General features: G+C 44.1%; 2 tRNA genes. Both read left to right on the forward strand.

The features are described 5' to 3' along the window. Nucleotides 1–27: 27 nt before the first annotated feature. Nucleotides 28–104 (forward strand) — tRNA-Pro (locus AC625_RS01380). A gap of 27 nt (nucleotides 105–131) precedes the next feature. Then, a tRNA-Gly gene (locus AC625_RS01385) sits at nucleotides 132–205 on the forward strand. Nucleotides 206–295 lie beyond the last annotated feature (90 nt).

The raw sequence follows: 295 nt of genomic DNA on the forward strand, positions 1-295 counted from the left end.
GGGTTCGACTCGGGCGCGCCATATAGACGGGAAGTAGCTCAGCTTGGTAGAGCACTTGGTTTGGGACCAAGGGGTCGCAGGTTCGAATCCTGTCTTCCCGACCATTTATTTCTCTTGATTTTAATTAATATGCGGGTGTAGTTTAGTGGTAAAACCTCAGCCTTCCAAGCTGATGATGAGAGTTCGATTCTCTTCACCCGCTCCAATATTGCTCTTTGAAAACTGAACAAAACAAAGCGCCAACGTTTAAATTTAAGTGAGTACACACTATAACAACAAATGAGCAAGTCAAACA

Origin of the sequence: Peribacillus loiseleuriae (assembly GCF_001183985.1) — a bacterium.
GTDB lineage: Bacteria > Bacillota > Bacilli > Bacillales > DSM-1321 > Peribacillus > Peribacillus loiseleuriae.